This is a genomic window from Flavobacterium endoglycinae (assembly GCF_017352115.1).
In the GTDB taxonomy this organism is placed as follows: domain Bacteria; phylum Bacteroidota; class Bacteroidia; order Flavobacteriales; family Flavobacteriaceae; genus Flavobacterium; species Flavobacterium endoglycinae.
In genome coordinates this window covers 4978307-5000164 of sequence record NZ_CP071448.1, presented here as the reverse complement: position 1 = coordinate 5000164, position 21858 = coordinate 4978307, and the positions used below count along the sequence as shown (strand labels likewise).

General features: G+C 35.8%; 18 protein-coding genes. 9 read left to right on the top strand and 9 right to left on the bottom strand.

Annotated elements, in window-relative coordinates; translation table 11 throughout:
* The first annotated feature begins 21 nt into the window (after nt 1-21).
* The 5 genes from J0383_RS21590 (at nt 22) to J0383_RS21570 (ending at nt 6091) form a co-directional block, all read left to right on the top strand.
* Nucleotides 22-678 carry an alpha/beta hydrolase gene (locus J0383_RS21590; RefSeq protein WP_239023148.1) on the top strand — a complete coding sequence of 219 codons (657 nt, stop codon included), beginning with the start codon at nt 22-24 and terminating at the stop codon, nt 676-678.
* Nucleotides 679-794: 116 nt separating this feature from the next.
* A complete protein-coding gene (locus tag J0383_RS21585; protein ID WP_207296016.1) occupies nt 795-1472 on the top strand; it encodes a response regulator transcription factor in 678 nt (225 codons plus the stop codon).
* Nucleotides 1462-2730, top strand: coding sequence for a sensor histidine kinase (locus tag J0383_RS21580; protein WP_207296015.1), 1269 nt, complete (start codon nt 1462-1464; stop codon nt 2728-2730). Before J0383_RS21585 ends, J0383_RS21580 begins: the two co-directional genes overlap by 11 nt.
* A 62-nt stretch (nt 2731-2792) precedes the next feature.
* Nucleotides 2793-5219 (top strand): TonB-dependent receptor domain-containing protein, encoded by a 2427-nt coding sequence (locus tag J0383_RS21575; RefSeq protein ID WP_239023146.1) that lies wholly within the window; start codon nt 2793-2795, stop codon nt 5217-5219.
* A gap of 98 nt (nt 5220-5317) precedes the next feature.
* Entirely contained in the window at nt 5318-6091 is a 774-nt protein-coding gene (locus tag J0383_RS21570; RefSeq protein WP_207296014.1) for a phosphatase PAP2 family protein, read from the top strand.
* Nucleotides 6092-6253: 162 nt separating this feature from the next.
* Here J0383_RS21570 and J0383_RS21565 read toward each other — a convergent pair whose 3' ends face one another.
* From J0383_RS21565 to J0383_RS21550, 4 genes are all read right to left on the bottom strand, one after another.
* The gene (locus J0383_RS21565) at nt 6254-7387 is read right to left on the bottom strand and encodes an efflux RND transporter periplasmic adaptor subunit (RefSeq protein WP_207296013.1); all 1134 of its coding nucleotides are present in this window, start codon (nt 7385-7387) and stop codon (nt 6254-6256) included.
* A gap of 4 nt (nt 7388-7391) precedes the next feature.
* Complete coding sequence (locus J0383_RS21560) at nt 7392-11771, bottom strand: CusA/CzcA family heavy metal efflux RND transporter (protein WP_207296012.1); 4380 nt, start codon at nt 11769-11771, stop codon at nt 7392-7394.
* Between the two features lie 79 nt (nt 11772-11850).
* Nucleotides 11851-12135 carry a hypothetical protein gene (locus J0383_RS21555; protein ID WP_207296011.1) on the bottom strand — a complete coding sequence of 95 codons (285 nt, stop codon included), beginning with the start codon at nt 12133-12135 and terminating at the stop codon, nt 11851-11853.
* 291 nt (nt 12136-12426) lie between these two features.
* Entirely contained in the window at nt 12427-12789 is a 363-nt protein-coding gene (locus tag J0383_RS21550; RefSeq protein WP_207296010.1) for a winged helix-turn-helix transcriptional regulator, read from the bottom strand.
* 78 nt (nt 12790-12867) lie between these two features.
* Here J0383_RS21550 and J0383_RS21545 point away from each other — a divergent pair, with 78 nt between their 5' ends.
* Nucleotides 12868-13743 (top strand): NmrA family NAD(P)-binding protein, encoded by an 876-nt coding sequence (locus J0383_RS21545; protein WP_207296009.1) that lies wholly within the window; start codon nt 12868-12870, stop codon nt 13741-13743.
* Between the two features lie 92 nt (nt 13744-13835).
* Here the strand turns inward: J0383_RS21545 and J0383_RS21540 are convergent, their stop codons facing one another.
* The 5 genes from J0383_RS21540 to J0383_RS21520 form a co-directional block, all read right to left on the bottom strand.
* The gene (locus tag J0383_RS21540; protein ID WP_207296008.1) at nt 13836-15254 is read right to left on the bottom strand and encodes a TolC family protein; all 1419 of its coding nucleotides are present in this window, start codon (nt 15252-15254) and stop codon (nt 13836-13838) included.
* Entirely contained in the window at nt 15235-16590 is a 1356-nt protein-coding gene (locus J0383_RS21535; protein ID WP_207296007.1) for an HlyD family secretion protein, read from the bottom strand. Before J0383_RS21535 ends, J0383_RS21540 begins: the two co-directional genes overlap by 20 nt.
* A gap of 2 nt (nt 16591-16592) precedes the next feature.
* The gene (locus J0383_RS21530; protein ID WP_207296006.1) at nt 16593-18248 is read right to left on the bottom strand and encodes a peptidase domain-containing ABC transporter; all 1656 of its coding nucleotides are present in this window, start codon (nt 18246-18248) and stop codon (nt 16593-16595) included.
* Nucleotides 18249-18350: 102 nt separating this feature from the next.
* Entirely contained in the window at nt 18351-18686 is a 336-nt protein-coding gene (locus J0383_RS21525) for a hypothetical protein (RefSeq protein WP_239023144.1), read from the bottom strand.
* Nucleotides 18687-18972: 286 nt separating this feature from the next.
* Nucleotides 18973-19374: a DoxX family protein gene (locus tag J0383_RS21520; protein ID WP_207296004.1), complete on the bottom strand. Its 402-nt coding sequence runs from the start codon at nt 19372-19374 to the stop codon at nt 18973-18975.
* Between the two features lie 189 nt (nt 19375-19563).
* On the opposite strand from J0383_RS21520, the gene J0383_RS21515 reads away from it, so the two are divergent.
* From J0383_RS21515 to J0383_RS21505, 3 genes are read left to right on the top strand one after another with little or no spacing between them, the layout of a single operon-like run.
* Nucleotides 19564-20157, top strand: a complete 594-nt coding sequence (locus J0383_RS21515) for a TetR/AcrR family transcriptional regulator (protein WP_207296003.1) — start codon at nt 19564-19566, stop codon at nt 20155-20157.
* Nucleotides 20158-20168: 11 nt separating this feature from the next.
* Complete coding sequence (locus tag J0383_RS21510) at nt 20169-20381, top strand: hypothetical protein (RefSeq protein ID WP_207296002.1); 213 nt, start codon at nt 20169-20171, stop codon at nt 20379-20381.
* A 3-nt stretch (nt 20382-20384) separates the two neighbouring features.
* The gene (locus tag J0383_RS21505) at nt 20385-21623 is read left to right on the top strand and encodes an MFS transporter (RefSeq protein ID WP_207296001.1); all 1239 of its coding nucleotides are present in this window, start codon (nt 20385-20387) and stop codon (nt 21621-21623) included.
* The last annotated feature ends 235 nt before the right edge of the window (nt 21624-21858 follow it).

The window sequence follows — 21858 nt, the reverse complement described above, 5'->3', positions numbered from 1 at the left end:
ATCTCTAGTTTTAATGTAAAAATGAACACAATAGCTCAAAAACCAAAACTGTATTACAAAGTAAGGCAGCCTAAAATAAAATCTGAAAAACCGCCTTTGGTAATTCTGCTTCACGGAGTGGGCAGTAACGAACAAAATATGTTTTCCTTTGCTGATGCATTACCAGATCAATATCTGGTAGTTTCTGCCAGAGGTCCGCTGACATTTGGACCTATCAGTTTTGCTTGGTTTCAAGTAGATTTTTCAACTGGAAAACCTATCATCAATGAAAAACAAGCCGAAGCAGCCCGAATTGCCATTCTTGAATTTATTGATGATTTAAAAACCGAACAATCATTTGATGAAAACAAAGTGTATTTGGCAGGTTTCAGCCAAGGTGGAATTATGAGTTACAGCGCAGCTCTTACACAGCCTGATAAAATAAAAGGTATTGCCGTAATGAGCGGCCGACTGCTTCCGGAAATAAAACCAATTATTGCTTCTGAAGATCAGTTAAAACCATTACGCATTTTTATTTCACATGGAAACCAAGATCACGTTTTACAATTTCAATATGCGCTGGATGCTCAGGAATATTTGAAATCAAAAAATCTCGAACCTGAATTTCATCAGTATAATGAAGATCATACTATTAACCACGAAATGCTTAAAGATCTCGTAAAATGGCTTAATCAGTAAAATACAAACCTGCAGAAAGATTTATCTGCAGGTTTTTTGTTTTAAAAAACACTTCGAAACCGCATCAATTTGAAAAAATTCAAAATTCATTCAAAATTGATTTGCTAAATTGCATTATGAAAATCCTGATAATAGAAGACGAACGTGAATTGACTCAAAGTATTAAGAACTACTTTCAGCCAAATGGTGTGCATTGTGAAATGGCTGGCAACTACAAAACTGCTCTCGAAAAAATAAGCATTTACGATTATGACTGCATATTATTAGACTTAATGCTTCCCGATGGAGATGGTTTTGATATTTTGAAAGAACTCAAAAACAAACAAAAAACAGACGGCGTAATTATCATCTCGGCAAAAGAAACTCTGGATACCCGAATTGAAGGTTTTACTCTCGGTGCCGACGATTATTTGACCAAACCTTTTCATTTATCGGAACTTCTGGTGCGTATTCAGGCACTTGTACGACGAAAAAACTTCAAAGGCAGTAATAATGTTGTCTTTAATGAAATTAGTATTGATATATTTGCCAAAACGGTTTCGGTACAAAATAAACCCGCTGATTTTACCAAAAAAGAAATCGATCTTTTACTATTTTTAATCGGAAATCAGAATAAAGTTTTATCAAAAGGCGCAATTGCCGAACATTTGTCTGGAGACATGGCAGATATGCTTGATAATCATGATTTTGTTTACGCACATATCAAAAATTTAAAAAAGAAACTAACCAAAGCCGGAAGCGGTGATTACATTAAAACAATTTATGGTTTAGGTTATAAATGGCATGAAGAATAAAAAATTACTAAATACAACCACCAGTAGTTTTCTGGTTTATGCCGTAATTATTTTACTGCTTAGTGCTCCTGTTTTTTATGCGATCAGCCAATGGCTTTATATTTATGAAACCGATGAAGTACTCCTGTTTCATAAAGGTTCTTTTATCAAACAAAGCCATAAAAGTTATACCGAATCAGATATTGCAGCCTGGAACAAATACAACCGAAATGTTGATATCGTGGCCGATATGGGCGTAAAAAAAGATTCGATTGTAAGCAAAATGCTGTTCGATTCTATTGCCAATGAAAAAGAACCTTTTCGCGTGCTTTACACACCAGTTCAAATCAACGGAAAGAAATACACGTATATCGAAAGAAGCAATATGGTCGAAATGGAGGGCATGGTTTACAGCATTGCCGTCATGTTTTTATGTGTGATTATTATTTTAATGATTGGGATTATTTGGATTTCAAAAGCTACAGCGGCCAAAATCTGGAAACCTTTCTATAACACGCTTGAACAAATTCAGGATTTTGAAATTGATAAAAACAAAGCACCTCAGTTTATTGAAACTGATATTGACGAATTTGATCGTTTGAACAAAAGTTTGGAACGTCTTATCGAAAAAAATACTGCTATTTATAAAAGCCAAAGAGAATTTATAGAAAATGCCGCCCACGAATTGCAGACTCCGTTGGCACTTTTTCAAAGTAAAATCGATACATTATCCCAATTTCCTGATTTATCTGAAGAACAGTCAGAACTTTTAGGTTCGCTGAACAATGATGTTTCGCGAATGAACCGATTGAATAAAAACCTGCTGCTATTGTCTAAAATTGATAATAACAGTTATTTTGAAAAAACGACTATTTCTCTGGATGCTTCCCTAAATCGTCATTTGGACTTTTTTATCGAACAAGCCGAATCCAAGCATTTATCTGTAAATATTGAAACCGAAACCGATATTACTATTCATTCGAATACTGTTTTAATCGAAGTCTTGATTAATAATTTGTTTTTAAATGCCATTCGTCATAATGTTAAAGGCGGAAAAATCAATATTTCAACCACTTCTGATGCCCTTACTTTTTCGAATACAGGAAAAAATGCCGCTTTAAATTCGGAAAAACTTTTCAATCGTTTTTCAAAATCCGATCCTTCTTCTCAAGGAAATGGACTTGGATTGGCTATTGTTAAAAAAATTACTGAACTCAACAACTGGGATTTGGTCTATACGTTTGATGAAAATCTCCATCATTTTACTGTAAAATTCTAAAATTCAAATTTTATCCAAAATCACATTAGAAATTCGCTGTATAAATTTTAAAATATACAATCGTGAATTTTCTAAAAGCCATTCTTCCACTAAAAACTATCTCTAGTATTGTATGCGTGCTGTTTTGCATTTTGAGCACCGCGCAGACTAAAACGGTCACGATTTCAGGAACCATAAAAGACAATACTGCTAAAACGGCACTTCCGTACGCCAATGTCATTCTAAAATCAAAAGATCAAAAAGTCGCAGCCGGAACCGTTACCAATGAAAAAGGAATCTTTACCATCGAAAATATCAAACCCGGAAATTATATTCTAGAAGTCAGTTCTGTTGGTTTTATGACTAAAACCCAAAGTCTATTTGTGGGTTCTATGTCGGATTACTTAAACATTGACAATATAACTTTATCTGAAGATGCACAAACTCTTAACGAAGTTGTGGTCAATTCCAAGCAAGAATCCGTTACCAATAAAATGGATAAAAAAAGCTTCAATATGAGTGATAATATTACGCAAAGCGGAGGTTCAGTTTTACAAGCCATGCAGAATCTTCCGGGTGTAACGACTCAAGATGGAAAACTTCTTTTAAGAGGAAATGACAAAGTCATGATTTTAATTGATGGAAAACAGACTGCTTTAACCGGATTTAATGGTCAAACGGGTCTGGATAATATTCCGGCATCAGCAATTGAAAAAATTGAAATCATCAATAATCCTTCTTCTAAATACGATGCAAACGGAAATGCCGGAATTATCAATATCATTTACAAAAAGAACAAACAAGAAGGTTTTAACGGAAAAATAGGCCTTACATCTGGTTATGGTTCTTTGTGGGAACGAAAAGCCAATCTGCCAACCATTACGCCTCAATACAAGGTTACTCCGAAAATAAACCCTTCTCTTTCCTTAAATTATAAAAAAGAAAAAGTCAATATTTATTTTCAAGGCGATTATCTGTATACCGAAACGCTCAACAAAAATGAATTCGTGACCCGAACTTACAACGACGGAACGATTATAAACCAGCAGACGAAACGAAATCGCGACACACAGTTTACGACTTTTAAAACTGGAATCGACTGGGCAATTAATGAAAATAATAACTTTTCGTTTTCTACTTTATATGGAAGTGAAAAAATTTTGGATCACGGAGAAGAACCTTTTTTCAATGCTGATTATTCTGAAAGACAACGTTTATGGAAGTTTATAGAAGATGAATTAAAAACTACCATTACAGCTTCGACTTCTTATCAGCATAAATTTAAAGAAGCAGGTCATGTTTTGAATGCGGGACTTAATTATACTTTTCACAGAGAAAACGAAAAATATTTCTTTGATAACATAATGCCTGATTTTACCGGAAAAGATGCATTTAAATTACTTTCGGATGAAAGTGTTTTGGATATCAATTTAGATTATACAAAACCTTTAAAATACGGCCGATTTGAAACAGGTGCCAAAATTAGAAGCCGAAACATACCCACCAACATGCAGTTTTTTCCGGGAACTAATTCTCCAATCGACAGCAATGCCGGAGGAAAAGCCACGTATGAAGAAATTATTCCGGCTGTTTATGGAAATTACATTTTCGAATCGAACCGAATTGAAGCCGAAGCCGGATTGCGAATGGAATACATCAACCTGCAATATAAAGTAAATCCAAATCATCCGACTTATAAAAGCGATGGATATAATTATTTTCAGCCTTTCCCGAACGTTCGTCTAGCTTACAAAATAAATGACACACATAAATTATCGCTTTTTTACAACCGCAGAGTCGATCGTCCCAATGAAGTAGACATTCGAATATTTCCGAAATACGATGATGCCGAAATTATCAAAGTTGGAAATCCAGGACTTCGTCCGCAGTTTACCAATACGCTGGAATTGGGTTATAAAGCTTCTATCAATAATGGCTATTTTTTCGCTTCACTGTATAACAAATTCGCCAACGGAACCATTACGCGCATTGCTGTAACACAACCCAATAGTGATTTGATTTATAATGTATTTCAAAACGCCGGAAAAAGTTCTATGACGGGAATGGAAATGATTTTTTCTAAAAAGCCTTTTGCATGGTATTCTTTTAACCTGAATGCAAATTTGTATCAGAATGTTATTAATGCTTTTACGGTTCATATTTTATATCCCTCGCCCATTACTTTTTCAGATGAAAAGCAAAGCATTACCACTGGAAATATCAAATGGAACAATACGTTCAATTTTTCTAAGACATTTATAGGACAATTATCGGCTGTTTATCTAGCTCCCGATATTATTCCGCAGGGAAAAATCGAGGCTAGATTTTCGATAGATGCCGGTATTAAAAAAGCTGTTCAAAAAGGAAAAGGGGAATTCTTTGTAAATGCCACAGATCTATTGAATTCACTGGTAATTAAAAAAGAAATCAACGGAACCAATTTCAGTTATACAAGCCATGATTATTACGAAACTCAGGTCGTTCGTTTTGGTTACAATTACAAATTTTAAAATTCAAAATTAATTCAAAATCATATTAGAATTTCGCTTTATAATTTAATCGAAATCTTATTGCTATAAAACTACGCTTACTTTAAATTTCCTCAAAAATGAACAAAAGCATTGTTTTATTATCGTGGCTGATCTGTACTTGTACGCTTTCTGCGCAAGAAACTGTTCAAAATGATAGCATTCAAACGGATACTATTAAGCCTTCAAAATTCAGTTACAAACAACTTATTATTCCTACTGCCCTTATTGGTTATGGAGTAATTGGTATTGAGAGCGATCAGCTGAAAAGCTGGAATTCACAAATTCGTGATGAAGTAAAAGAAGATATCGACGAGAAAATTTCGATCGACGATTTCAGTCAGTGGGCGCCCGCCGCTTCGGTTTTTGCATTGGATGCTTTTGGCGTAAAAGCCAAACACAGTTTACGAGATCGAACGGTAATTTTTGCAACTTCGTATGCTATTATGACCGCAACGGTTATGAGTTTAAAGTCCATAACCAAAGTAGAAAGACCTGACGGAAGTTCTAAAAACTCTTTTCCTTCTGGACATACCGCAACTGCTTTTGCCGGAGCCGAAATGTTATGGCAGGAATACAAAGATAAGTCAATATGGTACGGAATTGCGGGTTATGCCGTAGCAACCGGAACAGGACTTTTTAGAATTTACAACAACAGACATTGGTTAACGGATGTCGCAGCCGGAGCCGGAATTGGTATTTTAAGTACCAAAATGGCGTATTGGCTGAATCCGTATATTACAAAAACTTTATTTGGTAATGATCACCAAGAAAGTAAACCTACAACTTTCGTAATGCCAAGTTACGATCAGAACTCCAAAACCGTTGGGTTGAGTTTTGTCAAGACTTTTTAAGAGTTGAGTAATAACGTTTTTTTACCACAAAGACGCTATGGTATAAATAATAAAATTAAAAAAGGCAGTGATCATAAATATCACTGCCTTTTTCGTTATAAACTAAATTGTATTTTCGGTTCCAATAATTGGAATTTGGAATTTAAAAATTTGAACTTACACTTATTGTGCACTTTCATTCATTGCTTTCATCAAAAGCGTATACGCATTTTTAATCACTACTTTTGAAGAAGCAGTAATAACTTCCGAAGAAAATTGTTTGAATCCATTTTGAGCAATTCCTGCTTTTACTTCTACTAATTTATAGCTATTGTTTCCGTTATCTTCAAAAACATAGCTTTTACCTTTCCAGTCTGCAATCGCATTTTCAGGCAGGGTTAACTGTTTTTTATTGCTGATATGAATATCGGCATTTACGAAAAGTCCCGGCAGAAATAAAGGATCATAACGATCTAATCTTGCGATAACTTCGGCTGCACGATCCTGATTCAAACTGTGATTGATAAACTGAATTTTTGCACTGAATTTCTTTTCTGGATTTGAATTGCTGTAAACTTCCAGCTTTTGTCCTTCTTTAAGCGACTGAACATCTTTTTCGAAAACATTAAAAGTCAGCATTACATCTTGAATATTCGTCAATTCAAAAAGCATTTCCGTTGGCGCAACATATTTACCGTTATTGATGTTTACTTTCGAAACCAAACCATTTACGGGAGAAACCACATTAATTGCTTTGGTAATGGTCGAAGCCGTTAATCTATTTACGTTAAGTCCCAGCAATTCCAGTTTTTGTGCCAATGATGCCATTGCAATTCGCTGTGTTTCTCGTTCGGCTGTAACTTGTTCAAAAACTTTATCACTGCTTGCTTTTTTCGCATTCAATTCTTTCTGACGGCTGAATTCTAAATTCGCTGCTTTAAACTGCTCTTTGGCAGTTAAATAATCCTGTTGCAGCTGAATGTATTGCATGTCTTCAATTACAGCCAGAACCTGCCCTTTTCGAACATGCATTCCCGCTACAATATTGGTCTTTTTGATATAACCTCCTAACGGAAAAGTGACATTTACCAGACTGTTTGGCGGCACGGTAACTTCTCCCTGAAGCTGTACAATAGCGCTAAGTTCTTTTTCTTCAGGATTTCCGGTAATTATTCCAGCATTTTTAGCTTGTTCAGCCGATAAGGTTATGATATTAGAATCTAATTTTACAGCTTCTGTTGGTTTATTTTCTTCTTTTTTACCGCATGCTGCCAGCATCAAAATGGCTGTAAACGCAAAAATGATTTTCTTTTTCATTGCATTATAAGTTTGTTATCGTTTGCAAGGTTATCAAAGCCTTGTTGTAATTATTTACCGTATCCAAATGTTCATTTTTAATCGTAATGGCTTGATTTACGACCAAAACCCATTGCAGATAATCAATATCTCCGTTTCGTAACTGACTGTTGGCTGCATCAATAATTGTCTGCGCGTTTGCCAATCCTTCATTTTCATAATATTGAAGGCTTTGTTTGAATTTCTGAACTTCTTTGGAAGCATTTTGTATTTGTGCCGAAACCTCAATTTTTACCGCTTCTGATTGTGCTTCTAGATTTTGGTATTCAGCTTTTGCCGCTTTGCTTTTAGCAGATTGGCTCCCGAAAAACAACGGCACACTTACTCCTGCTGTGATGTAACTGAATCGGTTGCCAGAATCATAATACACTTCCTGACCTGCTGCATTGGTTTGAAAACCCGAAATACTCAAATTGTTATAACCTAAATTTAAATCGGGCATTAAACGCGCTTTCTCTGTTTTCCAACGCCATTTTGCGGCTTCGGCTTCTTGTTTCCAAACTTTTGTCATAGGTAAATCGTCTGTATTTTTAACTTCCGAAAGCTGTCCCGAATCCATTTTTAAGTTTGTTTTTTGAGGCGAATATTGTTTGTCATCTTGCAGCAATGCATTAAACGAACGAAGCGCAATATCAACATCCAACTCTAACATATTCAACTGATTGGTATAAAATTGTCTTGCCGATTGTGAAGCACTTTTTTCTAAAACATTGGTTTCTCCAGCTTTAAATCTCAGTTGTGATTTTTCTTCCATCAAACGATAAATACTGTCCGCATAATGCAAAAGATCGCGTTTGCTGTTGAGCCAAACCAATTCATAATATAATTTACGAACCGATGATTTTACTTCCTGCTGCGTCAGCTGGCTTTGTGTTTTTGCAGCTTCAGCTCCTGCCGTAAACGCCTTTTTCTGGCGAGAATATACCGTTGGGAAATTAATCGTCTGACTGATACCAAAACGTGTATCGTTCAATCGGCTGTTGAATTGTCCGTAATCGGCATCGATTTGTGTTTTGGGAAGATCATAAGCGGATTTATTCAAAAACGTTTTTGATTCTTCGTTGAACTTTGCTGCTTTGATTCTGCTGTTATTTTTTAGCGCAATTTCAATAGATTGCTGCAGCGAAATTTTTTCTGTCTGTTGTGCGTAAACTCCGTTAAAACCCTGTAGCAGAAATAGCACAACAATAATGCTCGTGATGTTTTTCATTTTCTTTTTCTTTCTAAAAGATTTCATACTATACGTCATCAGGTAAATGGCTGGAAGTACAAAAAGAGTCAATAATGTAGCGGTCACCAATCCTCCGATTACTACGGTTGCTAGCGGACGCTGTACTTCTGCTCCTGCTCCGTTGCTTAACGCCATTGGCAAAAATCCTAAAGAAGCCACCGCCGCAGTCATTAATACCGGACGAAGTCGGTTTTTAGTTCCTGTGATAATGATATTAAAAGGATCTCTGATTTCACCGTGTTTTTGAATTCGGTTGAATTCTGATATTAAAACAATTCCATTTAAAACTGCTACTCCAAAAAGCGCAATAAATCCAACTCCTGCCGAAATACTAAACGGCATGTCGCGCATCCATAAAGCAAAAACACCACCAATTGCCGATAACGGAATGGCTGTAAAAATGATAATTCCTTCTTTAAATGATTTAAAAGCAAAATACAATAAGGCAAAAATCATCAATAACGCCGCAGGAACAGCAACTCCAAGTCGGCTTTTGGCTTGCTGTAAGTTTTCGAAAGAACCGCCATACGTAATATAATATCCGGGATCCATTTTGATCTGTGCATTGACTTTCTGCTGTAATTCGTTTACGATACTTTGTACGTCACGTCCGCGAACATTAAAACCAACGATAATTCTACGTTTGGCATCTTCTCGCTGAATCTGGTTTGGACCTTCAATTTCCTGCACCGACGCCACTTGATATAACGGAATCTGTGTTCCAGAAGGCGTTGCCACCAAAAGATTTCTAACATTTTCAATTCCTTGTCTTCCGCTGTTTTCTACACGTACAACAAGATCAAAACGTTTTTCACCTTCATATATATTTCCGGCAACAGCTCCTGCAAAAGCGGCATTTACAGTTCTATTAATGTCTTGTACATACAAACCATATTTTGCCATTTCTGCCCAATTATAATCAATTACAATTTGAGGCATTCCTGTAACTTTTTCCACGTATAAATCGGCTGTTCCTTTTACGGTTTTGCTGATTGCTCCAAGTTTTTCTGAATATTCATCCAATTTGTTTAGATCTTCACCAAATATTTTACAAACAACATCTTGCTTCGCTCCTGTCATTAATTCGTTGAAACGCATTTGCACTGGGAACTGAAAACCTGTTGTAACACCTGGAGCAACATCTTGCACCGTTTTTGCCATTTTTTCGGCTAATTCAGAGAAAGATGCTGCACTTGTCCATTCTGATTTGTCTTTTAAAACAATAATCATATCGCCCCCTTCAATTGGCATTGGGTCAGTCGGAATTTCGGCACTTCCTATTCGGGAAACGACTTTTTTGACTTCGGGATATTGTTTTTTCAATTCAGCCGAAATTTTGACAATTGTTTCTGTTGTAGTCGAAAGATTGGTTCCTAAAAGCATTCGGGTTTCAACTGCAAAATCTCCTTCTTCTAACTGCGGAATAAATTCTCCTCCCATTAATCCAAATAAAAATACTGCGAAACCAAATAGAACAACAGCCGTAATGACAATGCTTTTTTTGACAGCCAACGCTTTTGTAAGCGCATTTTCGTACCAATTTTCTAACTTCAGCATGACACGATCAGAAAAATTAAGTTTGTGGCTTATTTTTTTGCTGATGAAAAGCGAACTTACCATTGGCACATACGTCAACGATAATATAAAAGCTCCCAAAATAGCAAATGCAACTGTCTGAGCCATTGGTTTGAACATTTTACCTTCAATTCCCTGAAGCGATAAAATCGGCAGATATACTATCAAAATGATGATTTGGCCAAAAACAGCCGCGTTCATCATTCGCGAAGCCGAGCCCGAAACTTCTTTGTCCATTTCTTCCTGAGAAATGTTGTCGATAGTTTTGTATTTTTTAGATGTATGAATGTGATGCAGAATAGCTTCAACAATAATTACGGCACCGTCTACAATAAGTCCAAAGTCAAGTGCTCCTAAACTCATTAAGTTTCCGCTTACGCCAAAAGTATTCATCATAATAATGGCAAAAAGCATGGCCAACGGAATTACCGATGCTACAATAAGTCCAGCTCGCAAATTTCCTAGAAATAAAACCAAAACCAGCACTACAATCAAAGCACCTTCCATCAAATTATGCTCAACCGTTCCGATGGCGTTGTCTACCATTTTAGTACGATCTAAAAAAGGTTCTATTTTAAGACCTTCCGGAAGGATTTTTTCGATTTCAGAAACTTTCGTTTTGACATTTTCAATGACATTACTGGCATTTTCGCCTTTCAGCATCATCACAATTCCACCAACCGATTCGCCAATATCATCTGTCGTTAAAGCGCCGTAACGTATAGCCGAAGATGATTTTACTTCTGCCACATTTTTAACTAAAACCGGAGTGCCAGCCTGAGTGGTTTTAATGACAATATTTTCAATGTCTTCGATCTTTTTGGCAAGACCAACACTTCGAATGTACGATACCGTTGGACCTTTTTCAATATAAGCGCCTCCTGTGTTCTGATTGCTTCGGCTTAGAGCGGTAAACACATCACTTATGGTTAAATTCTGCGCTTTTAATCGGGCAGGATTTACGGCAACTTCGTATTGTTTTAACTTTCCTCCAAAGGTTGAAACATCAGCAATTCCGGGAGTTCCTAATAATTGCCTTCTTACAGTCCAATCTTGAATTGTTCGTAAATCGGCTAATGAATATTTACTTTCATAACCGGGCTGTGGTTTTAAAACGTATTGGTAGATTTCGCCCAATCCTGTTGTTACGGGTGCCATTTCGGGCATATTCGCATTTTCGTCAATTTCGACTTTCTGTAAACGTTCGGTTACTTGCTGGCGCGCCCAGTAGACATCTGTATCGTCATCAAAAACAATCGAAACAACTGATAATCCGAATCTTGAAATACTTCGGCTTTCTTTTAACTGCGGAATATTACTCACCGCTTGTTCAATTGGAAAAGTAATCAGACGTTCAACGTCTTCGGCTCCCAATGATGGAGCTGTGGTTATAATCTGCACCTGATTATTAGTGATGTCAGGTACGGCATCGATTGGCAGACGGGTTACTTCAAACACGCCGTAGATAATCCACAGCAATGTAAAAATACCAATCGCCAGTTTATTATTAACTGAAAATTGTATGATTTTATTAAGCATATTTTCTTTTTTGGGAATACTAAAATGCAATACTCGCGCGGTTTAAACAGCACGGCATTGTTACTTCCGATAAAAAGAATTACGATATTGGAGGTCTGAACAGACTTCCTAAATAAGGATTGCTATGAGAATCGTGTTTGTAATTGTTTACAAACTCAGAATCTACTGGAATTATATGTAATGTGGAAGTGTAAATACGACTTGGAATAAAAACAAGATGCTGCGAGTGTGGATCGACTTTTTTAAATGGAAGCTGCATATCGCGTTCATCATCGTTATCGTTGATGTCCTGCCCCAAGTAATGCATAGCGATAAAATCAGTAAAGGCAAGCCCTTGTCCGTTTGACCTTTCTTGATGTTCCATAAAATGCTGTACAAGCACCGGAATTTTAGACAGCTGCCCAAAAAAGCAGTTATTAAAATTGATCAAAAGGATTAATATGTACAGGGAAATTTTTCGCACAGCACAAAAATATTAACATTTGACTTTAAGCACAAGTCTTATTTGTTAAATGTTTACCATCAAATGGCTCTTTTAGTGTTTCTAATTCAAAATTTCATCCCATTGGTCTAAATCTTTTAGAAAAAATGCATTTTTTACTGAAAGATTTGTACGATTTTAAGATTAGAATTTAGCATTTCGGCGAAAGCCAGATTAATCAAAAACTCCGTCTTTTACTTTAAATGTCCAAGCTGCCATTGCTTCTATAACCGGCATTAATCCTTTACCTGCATTGCTTAGTCTGTATGTTACAAAAGGCGGTACAACAGGTTTTGCTTCTCTTATCACCAGTCCATCGGCTTCTAATTGTTTAAGATGCTGGATCAGCATTTTCTCGGTTATTGCCGGAATGGCTCTTTTTAGTTCACTGTAGCGTTTATCGCCTTCACCTAAATGATATACAATAATAGGTTTCCAGTAGCCTCCTAGTTTATCCATAACAAAAGTTACAGGACATTTATCTAAGGCATACTGCTTATTTTCCTGAATGGTCGATGATTCTTTAATTGCGGTCATAATACATACTTTAGGGTAAGTACTTGTATAAAAGTAAGTACAAATATACCTTTGTCTCAACAAATAAAAAAATATATTATGAAAATTATAATTTCTGGTTCATTAGGAAACATAGGAAAACCATTAACGACAAAATTGGTTAAAGCCGGACACGACGTAACGGTAATAACAAGTAGTGCCGATAAAAAAACGGCAATTGAAGCTCTAGGCGCAGAAGCAGCTGTAGGTTCTGTAAGTGACAGTGATTTTTTAACTCAAACCATTAACGGAGCTGATGCTTTGTTTGCGATGACGCCGCCAAATTTAGGCGGACAAAACGTTATTGCCAATACTACAGAAGCAGGTAAAGCTTACGCAAAAGCAATTCAAGAAACGAATATAAAAAGAGTGGTCATGTTAAGTAGTTTTGGTGCTGATTTACCAAACGGAACGGGGCCAATAGCTGGTTTATACAATATTGAACAATTGTATAATGCTCTTGATACTTCTATCACATTTTTAAGAGCGGGTTATTTTTATACTAACTTTTACAGCAATGTTCCGATGATAAATGCTGCGGGAATTATTGGCGGTAATTATCCTGCTGATTTACAGCTTCCAATGGTGCATCCAGATGATATTGCAGATGCTGCGGCAGAAGAATTGCAAAAAATTCCAGCGGGAAAAAACATTCGTTATGTAATGAGTGATATTCGTACTTTGGGCGAAGTGGCAAAGGTATTTGGAACTGCAATAGGAAAACCTGAATTACCTTGGGTTGAATTTACTGATGAACAATCGCTTGGAGGCATGATTGAAGCGGGAGTTCCTGAAGAAATTGCTCAACTCTATACCGAAATGGGTGCTGGTTTACGAAGCGGAAAAATTGCTTCGCATTTCTTATCTGTCAATGCTTCTGTTGATGGAAAAACAAAATTAGAAGATTTTGCTAAAGAGTTTGCTGCGCAATTCTAATAGTTAAGTTCTGATATAATAATAAAAAAAGCAGCAAATGGTATTTGCTGCTTTCTTAATTAACAATAATAACTAAGTCGAAAATAAATTTTCTAATCTGGGTTTGCAAGTATCTTGTACAATTCGGCGTTTGAAATATAAAATTGATTCTCAATGCTGATCTGCGATAATTTCGCGCTTACCAGATTATTTTCTCGTGAATTGATTAAAAAGATGGAACTTTCACCAAATGAAAACAGTTTTTCTTCTGAATTCAGCATGGTCGTGTAGTCTTTAACCAAATTATCAATCACACCTTTTTGTCTTCTTAAAGAAGCTATTTCGGTTTGCTGTGCTTTTATTTTATTTTTAAGTTCAAGTCTCTGCTGTTCGATATCGTACTTTAAATCCTGAATTTTCAGTTTGGCAATTTTCAAACTTCCACGTTCTTTTCTTAGGAAAATCGGAATACTGAAATCGACATTAAACTTATAATCATCGGCATTAAAGGAATCGAAATAAGCAGGTTCTGAAATATAATTGTACCCTACATTTAATTTGGGAAGCAATGAATTGGCTTTTAATTTTCGGCCAATTTCCAGCATATCCATTTTAGTTTCTAATGCTTGAATTTTAGGATGCGATTCCAGACTTTCTACTTCTACTAACATAGCATCTGTTTTCAGCGTTCCTTCAACGGTAAGACTTAGGTTTTCTTCTGGTTTTACCATTTCACCCAATTCTACCGGAACGTTTTCAATCCATAAATAATTAGACAGATACAATTGTGCTTTGGCTAATTTCAGATTTCCGTTTTCAACGTTTAATTCACGGTTTCTCACGGTAATTCCAGCTTCAACACTGTCAATTGAAGGCGCATCTCCTAATTCAATCAGTTTTTTTACACCTTGAAAACGAGTGCTGGCAAATCCTAAATATCGTTTGTACAATTGGGCTTCGTTGTAGCTTTTTCTCCATTCAAAATAAGCTTCACTTGCTTTATATAAAACTTCTATTGCTCGTAATTTTCGCTGTGCCTCGCTTAATTTAAGCTGTAATTTTCCTTCTCTTACATCGGCCATACGCTGATTTATGAACATGCCCTGCCCTAATGCCACGCTTACACCAAGAGAAGTCAATCCGGCTTCAGGCGTACGATTCTGCGGGTTATAATATTGTCCGTCTGTATCATCAAAACCAGCTTTAATTTCAATTCCATACCACGTCGGAATTTTGAAACTGCTGTTTAAGAGCGAATAATATTCGGTTCCTTTGAATTCTTTTTTACTGTAATCTACTTCAATTTTAGGATCAAATCCGCCTCGTGCCATCATAAGGGCTGCCTGTGCATTGCTTATTTCTAAATTGGCTTGTTTTACAAGCGGATGGTATTTTTTTACATATCCCAAAAATTCGCTGTAACTTAATTCTTCTTTATTAAAATCCTGACTGTAAAGAGTCGAAAAACTGAATAAAAATAAAAGAGAAAACAGTTGTACAACGTATTTCAATTTATTTTTTGTCTTTTCCATTTTTTGCCTCTTTTTCGTCTGATTTATAATAATTTGGCGGGAATCCGTTTAGGTTACGCCATATTTCATACCATACCGAAACGGTTTCAAGCAATGCAATACTTTGTGCCCCTGCTCCTATGCTCAGTTCCTTCGGCCATTTATTATCTGGTCCGTCTGGAGAAATCAGGACTCTGTATTTTCCGTTGGCGCTGATAAAGTTTTCGATTGCTACTACTTTTCCGCCATAAGTTCCGTATGATAAGCCCGGCCATCCTGAAAATACAATTCTAGGCCATCCATCAAACCAAACACGTACTTTTGCACCACGATGTACCAGCGGCAAATCGATTGGATCTACATAGGTTTCTACGGCAATATCATAGCTTGCCGGCATAATACTTACAATTGGTGTTCCTTCTTTAATAGTTTCTCCCAAACCTGCTAATAAGGCACGGTTTACATAACCGCTCTGAGGTGCTGTAATGTAATACAAACCGTTTCGCAGACTGTAATTTACATATTGATTCTGCAATTTATTTACCTGAACTTCTGTATCGTATTGTGTGCTTAAAGCGGTAAATTTATCACTTCTTGATTTTGAAATTTTCTCAGCATATTCAGCGGTAATACGGCTAATTTCAACTTTGGCATTTATCAATTCGTTTTTACTGCTCAAAAGTTTATTTTGCTGTGTAATGATGTACGCTTCAGATTCCTGAAGTTTTAATCTTTTCTGCTCAACATCTGTAAGTGGTTTTAAACCTTCTTTGTTTAATGCTGTTGAACGGTCAAATTGTGTTTTGGCGATTCTTAACTGTGTTTTTACGGCTTCAAGATCCATGCTGTCGCTTTTTATTTTAAGCTGCGCTTGTCTAATCTTGTTTTGAGCCTGCTGTAATTTCAATTCTCTTTCTGTATTAAGGGATTTCGCCTGAACTTCAAGTGAATTTACTTTGTCGCCATACGATTCAACAGCCATTTTTTTGGCATCAACCTGTTGTTTTGTATTGCCTACCAAATTTGGATCAAGGTAATCTTCTTTTACCTCAGAAATAAAAACAATAGTATCTCCTTTTTTCACATAATCACCTTCTTGAACGTACCATTTTTCGATTCTTCCAGCAATGGCATTGTGAACAGTTTGTGGTCTTTGATCTGGTTTTAAAGTGGTAACAGAACCGCTTCCAGATATATTTTGTGTCCACGGAAGAAAAAGACATCCTACAGCGAATATCAAAAATCCGATTATTACTTTGTTTAAAATTCTATAATGAGGTCTTCGGGCAACACTTGTAATAGACTTGTATTTGCCCGGAGTTATTAGTACATTATTTTCTTTAGATATATTAAGCATGATTAAAGCTTTATGTCGTTAATAATTTTCCCATCGTCGATCGTTATCATACGGCTGCATTTGTTCTTCCAAATATCATTTTTAGAAGTTACAACTACCGTCCAGTCATTTTCTTCAGAAAGTAAAAAATCAACAATTTTACTCGAAGTCAATTCATCCATTTTATCAACCGGATCTTCAAGGAACAATATATTAGGTCTGTGAACAATACTTCTGGCCAAAAGAATTTTTTGAACATCTGAAGCCGAAAGTTCATTTCCGCCCGGATGAACCTGATGTTCTAATCCGTTCGGGAAGGTTTTAATGTCTGGCGTTAGACCTACATTGTCTAATGCCCATTTTAAATCGTCTGTATTAAGAGCTTCGTTTCCAAAAAGAATATTTTCTTTAATGGTTCCTGCAAAAAGGGTGTCGCCTTGCAATAGAGTTCCTGCTTGTGCTCTGTAACTATCTTCGTTAAGACGATTCATAAAATTGTCAGTTACGTACATGGCACCACTTTCTGGTTCAAGCAATCCTGCCAGAAGTCGTAATAAGGTACTTTTTCCAGCTCCGTTAGTTCCTCTTAAAATAATTTTTTCGCCCTGATTAATTTTCAGGTTGATGTTTTTAAGCGCTTTTTTATTGTGATCCGGATAGTTATAAGCAATACTTTCGGTTTCAATTGTAATTCCAGTTTCGCTGATGGCAGAGGTTTCTGGAATACAGGCAATTTCCAGATCGGTTACCTGACCAATTTTTTCTACAGATGTTAATACATCATAAAAAGATTCTAAACCAAAAATGATTTTTTCTACCGAATTGATTAACAATACAATTACGATTTCAGCTGCTACGAACTGCCCTATATTCATTTGGTGGTGAATTACCAGAAAACCACCGATTGATAGTAAGGCAGCTGTAACAATAACTTTAAATATAGTTAGCTGAATGTATTGTTTTTTCATTACCTGAAAGTGTTTTTCACGGTAGTTTACATATTGTGATACGTAGCCATCGTTGCGTTCCAACGCGTATTCAAAACCTCCTTTTTTACGGAAGCTGTCGCGGTTGCGGGCAATTTCCTGAAGCCAGGCAGCTACTTTATATTTGAATTTTGATTCGTTCAAACTTGTCTCTAATCCATCTTTATAAGAGAATTTAAAAATGATGTATAAAATGGCGATAAATAAAAGTCCGATTACCATAAAGAAAGAATGATACAAAACCAGTAGAATAATCCCCAGGCCTACTTGCAAAAAGGCGGTACAGAAATCTAAAAGCAGTTTTGCGGTTCCTTTCTGGACCATAAGCGTATCGAAAAAACGGTTGGCTTTTTCTGGCGCATATTCTGAATACATTTCTTTAAATTTAATCAAAGGCAGTCGGTAAGCGAATTCAAAAGAAGAACGAACAAAAATTCGCTGCTGCAGATTTTCTACAATTCGCAGCTGAAGAATCGTTAACACTCCTCCAAAACCAACTCCAATGGTTACCAAAATAACCAGAACAATCCACGATACGCTAAGTTGTCCGCTTTGAATAAAATTAATAATGGCCTGAATTCCTAAAGGCAGTGAAAGATTTACTAAACCGGCAAAAGCGGCATAAAATATAATTTGATATACATCGCGCTTGTCCAGCTTGAGTAAACTAATAAAACGTTTAAAAGGTGTCATGAATTTTTATATAAATACAACGTTAATAGATAGATGTTACTATACGGTAAAAACCGTATTAAGGAAATTAGAAATTATTCTAATCCTAACAAAATTAAGTATTTATACAATAAGTCGCGGAGGCGGTAGATGAATTTTACCGTGAAATCCGAAAGAAAAAATCGGATTGTCGATGTATTTTTTTCCGCGTGTTCCCATCTGGAAATACAAACCTGCCAACGAAGTATGCGCAGGCACTAAATAGTCTAATAAAGGAATTCCTTTTGCGAGTTTAGCAGTTTTAGTGTCTTTTGTTTCGTAATCATCCAGTTCTTCTGGGATTCCGTCACATTTAAAGATTTTTTTAAGAAAGTTACAGGTGATTCCTTTTACAGTATGCGTCTCGGTATTGTTTTTAATGATACGTCCGAAGGTGCTCGAAATATTTATACTGCTCATTAAAAAATAGCCGATAAGCAACGCCTGCAGGCATTTACATAAGATACTATTTCTAATTTGGCTCAACATTTTTTCAATCCTTAATGGGGTGCAAGTTAGAACGAAATCTTGGGCGCAACATTAAAATAACATTAGAATTTAGGTTTTTCGGGGTCTGGGGCTGTTATTTTTTTCTTAAAATAATGCATCAAAAAAGAGGCTTTACAGCCTCTTTAATTTATTTGTAGAATTTTATTACAATTTATTGATTACCTGTATTATGATCTTCAATTTTAGAATTTAAATTTTAATCCCATTTGTTGTTTTTTGAAGCAGCCAGACTTCCTCCTCCTGTAAAAAACAAAGCAAGCGAACCGAAAAAGTACAAACCTAATAGTTCTAATGCCCAGCCTCCAGTTTCACTCAGCTTGCCCACATCGCCTGTGTGAACTAGTAAAAATGCGACTAAACAATTTATAGCCATTAACAAAGCTCCGATTCTAGTTCTAAAACCAATTATAATTAAAAGAGGTGCTAAAATTTCGCCTATTAAAGCGCCATAGGCTATAAAACTTGGAATTCCTTTTCCTGAAAGCATGCCGCCTATGAATTCTATGCCTCCGTTAAGTTTTCCAATACCGTGGAAAAGCATTAATATCCCTACTGCAAGACGAAGTATCAGCAGACCAAAATCGTTGTTTTTTCTCATGTTTGTGGTTATTAAATGTTAGTAATGCAATCAGTATCTCATACAAAATCAGATTCATATGATAGCTGTTAGTAGTAAAAATAATAAAAAATATAAAACTGAAGATTCTAATTTCTAAAAAATAATTATTCATAAATAAGCAAACATTCATTTATTATTATATATTTGCATCACTAAAATCCTTTTATATTGAGAACGAGAGATACTAATAAAGAAGAAATAGTCAAACAGAAAACCATAGAAATGATTGTAAAGCACGGCATCGAGGGCTTTGCAATGAACCGATTAGCAAAAGAATGTGGTATATCTGTCGCGACTCTTTACATTTATTATACTGATAAAGAAGATTTAATTAAAAAAGTGGGAACCGAACTGGGCACTTATTTTTTTAAAAGTTCTTTAAAAGGTTTTTCACCAGACATGCCTTTTGCAGAAGGTCTTGCTAAACAGTGGGAAAACCGTTCTAAGTTTATGATGGAAAACACCGATAAAATTGCCTGCTGGGGAATTCTTCAAAACACTAATTATGGCGAAGAAATAGTGAATGAAAGTCTGGCAGAATTTAAAGAAATCATGACACAGTTTCTGACTGGAGCGATCGAAAGAAAAGAGATTGTTCCGATTTCTAAAGAGGTTTTCTGGAGTATCGCATACGGACCTTTATACAATCTGCTTCGTTTTCATGAAAAAGGAAAAGGACTTGGCGGCGAAACGCCTTTCACGCTGACCAAGGATGTACAAAAAGAAGCATTAGAACTAATAATTAAAGCATTAACACCTTAAATTTTTATGTTATGAATGTATTGATATTCGCAACTAATATAAAAACAGAGTCTAGTAAAAACAAAATCGCAACGTTTCTAAATGCGAACAAATCAATATTGCAATGGACCATTGACCAAGAAGATATTGACTGCGTACTTAGAGTTATAAGCGAGAAACTAAATGCAGGTCAAATAATCGATTTGTTGAATTTTCACAATTTTGACTGCAAAGAATTACAATAATATATGAACGAAAAACAAACTCAATCAACAAGTTTTAATGGTTACCAAAAACTTGTTATATTTCTATTAGCCATAACCCAGTTTACGGTTGTACTGGATTTTATGGTTATGTCTCCTCTTGGAGATATTATGATGAAAACATTAAAAATCACGGCATCACAATTTGGTGTTGCCGTTTCGGCTTATGCTTTTAGTGCCGGGATTTCGGGATTACTAACTGCTGGTTTCGCCGATAAATTCGACCGAAAAAAGCTTTTGCTTTTCTTTTACGTTGGATTTACAATAGGAACTTTATTCTGTGCCCTTGCTCCTAACTTTTATTTATTGGTTGGAGCACGTATTTTCACCGGATTATTTGGCGGAGTAATTGGTTCGATCTCAATGGCAATTGTAGCTGATTTATTTAGTTTACAGCAGAGAGGAAAAGTAATGGGGTTTATCCAGATGGGATTTGGTGTGAGCCAGGTTCTTGGAATCCCAATTGGACTTTACATTGCTAATGCATGGGGATGGCACGTGCCTTTTTTATGGATTGCCGGAATGGCCGTAATAATCATTGCTATTTTATACTTTAGATTACAGCCTATTGCAGAACATCTAAACCTGAAACAGGAAAAAACAGCTGTGCAGCATTTACTTCATACTATTTCAAAAAAGAATTATCAGGTTGGTTTTATGTCTACTGCCCTGCTTTCTATTGGAGGTTTTATGATGATGCCTTTTGGAAGTGCTTTTGCAATTAATAATCTAAAAGTAACTAATGACGAACTGCCTTTATTATTTATGGTTACCGGAATTGCGACATTGATTTCAATGCCTTTTATCGGAAAACTAAGTGATAAGGTCAACAAATTTAAAATCTTTGCTTTTGCTACGGTATCCGCTGTGATTTTAATTAATATTTATTCGCATTTTGGTCCAACATCATTTTCAATTGTCTTACTTACGAATGTATTTATGATGGTTACAATCATGAGCCGAATGGTTCCATCGACTACTTTAACTTCTGCGGTTCCTGATCCTCAGGATCGAGGCGCTTTTATGAGTATTAACTCGTCTTTACAGCAAATGGCTGGAGGATTTGGAGCGGTAATCGCTGGATTGATTATTGTACAAAAAGACAGTTATGCACCACTTGAGCATTATGATATTTTAGCCATGGTGGCTTCATCGATTATGTTGCTTACCATTTATTTAGTTTTTCGCGTAAGCAAAATTGTCGATACTAAAACAAGAATCTAAAACATTCTAACCAGATTTTTCAAAAGCTCTCAATTGCAAAATTGGGAGCTTTTTTATTTGGAAAAAGTGTGATTTTACAAATTTTGGATGAATTACAAAAATGACCTAGAAATGAAGTAAAGATTTGAGTAAAATTTCAACGGTAACAATATAAAAATAAATATAAACAAGTATGATTAGAATCATATTTTAAAAAGAATGTTGATAATACATTTACGCTATTAAAATTACACGT

Excerpts from the sequence above, each read along its gene's own strand:
- J0383_RS21590 (WP_239023148.1), top strand. The coding sequence starts at position 22 with ATGAACACAATAGCTCAAAAACCAAAACTGTATTACAAAGTAAGGCAG.
- J0383_RS21585 (WP_207296016.1), top strand. The coding sequence starts at position 795 with ATGAAAATCCTGATAATAGAAGACGAACGTGAATTGACTCAAAGTATT.
- J0383_RS21580 (WP_207296015.1), top strand. The coding sequence starts at position 1,462 with ATGAAGAATAAAAAATTACTAAATACAACCACCAGTAGTTTTCTGGTT.
- J0383_RS21570 (WP_207296014.1), top strand. The coding sequence starts at position 5,318 with ATGAACAAAAGCATTGTTTTATTATCGTGGCTGATCTGTACTTGTACG.
- J0383_RS21565 (WP_207296013.1), bottom strand. The coding sequence starts at position 7,387 with ATGAAAAAGAAAATCATTTTTGCGTTTACAGCCATTTTGATGCTGGCA.
- J0383_RS21560 (WP_207296012.1), bottom strand. The coding sequence starts at position 11,771 with ATGCTTAATAAAATCATACAATTTTCAGTTAATAATAAACTGGCGATT.
- J0383_RS21555 (WP_207296011.1), bottom strand. The coding sequence starts at position 12,135 with ATGGAACATCAAGAAAGGTCAAACGGACAAGGGCTTGCCTTTACTGAT.
- J0383_RS21550 (WP_207296010.1), bottom strand. The coding sequence starts at position 12,789 with ATGACCGCAATTAAAGAATCATCGACCATTCAGGAAAATAAGCAGTAT.
- J0383_RS21545 (WP_207296009.1), top strand. The coding sequence starts at position 12,868 with ATGAAAATTATAATTTCTGGTTCATTAGGAAACATAGGAAAACCATTA.
- J0383_RS21540 (WP_207296008.1), bottom strand. The coding sequence starts at position 15,254 with ATGGAAAAGACAAAAAATAAATTGAAATACGTTGTACAACTGTTTTCT.
- J0383_RS21535 (WP_207296007.1), bottom strand. The coding sequence starts at position 16,590 with ATGCTTAATATATCTAAAGAAAATAATGTACTAATAACTCCGGGCAAA.
- J0383_RS21530 (WP_207296006.1), bottom strand. The coding sequence starts at position 18,248 with ATGACACCTTTTAAACGTTTTATTAGTTTACTCAAGCTGGACAAGCGC.
- J0383_RS21525 (WP_239023144.1), bottom strand. The coding sequence starts at position 18,686 with ATGAGCAGTATAAATATTTCGAGCACCTTCGGACGTATCATTAAAAAC.
- J0383_RS21520 (WP_207296004.1), bottom strand. The coding sequence starts at position 19,374 with ATGAGAAAAAACAACGATTTTGGTCTGCTGATACTTCGTCTTGCAGTA.
- J0383_RS21510 (WP_207296002.1), top strand. The coding sequence starts at position 20,169 with ATGAATGTATTGATATTCGCAACTAATATAAAAACAGAGTCTAGTAAA.
- J0383_RS21505 (WP_207296001.1), top strand. The coding sequence starts at position 20,385 with ATGAACGAAAAACAAACTCAATCAACAAGTTTTAATGGTTACCAAAAA.